Source organism: Vibrio sp. 1078-1 (assembly GCF_033340475.1).
The window spans coordinates 1-535 of sequence record NZ_JAWOWM010000814.1; the positions used below are offsets into that span (position 1 = coordinate 1).

Here is a 535-nt window from a genome sequence, read left to right on the forward strand (position 1 = left end):
TCGAGCTCGATAGCCACTTTTTCTATGGCATTTTAGAAGAGGGTAAATTGATTGCGGCATTAGCGTCATATTGCTACGAAGGAAAGGAGCCATTTGAGTCGTTATCGTTACTGGTTAGCCCTAAAGCGAGAGAAAAAGGGTACGGTAAGCGCTTGCTTTCACACTTAGTGGCGGAGGTTAAAACGCGAGATCGTAAAGTGAGATACCGAGTAAATATCGAAAATACACCTTCGATTAAGTTGTGCGAATCTTTGGGATTTGAAGCTTATAACCGATTGCGCGTATTTACTCAGGATGAATAGAAAGGAAAGTAATGGGATACACAGTAAGGAATGCTGTTAGAGAAGAAGCAGCTCAAATTGCTAAAATACATGTCGATTCGTGGCAGGTGGCGTACAAAGGGTTAATGCCACAAAGCTATATAGAGCAGTTTACGATTGAGCGCCGAGAAAGGATGTGGACACGAGTTATGACGGAGCAACTGGCTCAATTGATCGTGGTTGAGAAACAAGGGGAAATCGTCGGGTTTTTAAGT

1 protein-coding gene and 1 pseudogene are annotated in these 535 nt (G+C 43.0%); both read left to right on the forward strand.

Translation table 11 applies throughout. The features are described from left to right. A partial coding sequence (locus R7190_RS30230; RefSeq protein WP_318138257.1) for a GNAT family N-acetyltransferase occupies positions 1 to 302 on the forward strand: 302 nt, incomplete at its 5' end. Between the two features lie 11 nt (positions 303 to 313). Next, positions 314 to 535: pseudogene (locus R7190_RS30235) on the forward strand (GNAT family N-acetyltransferase); the annotation flags it as partial.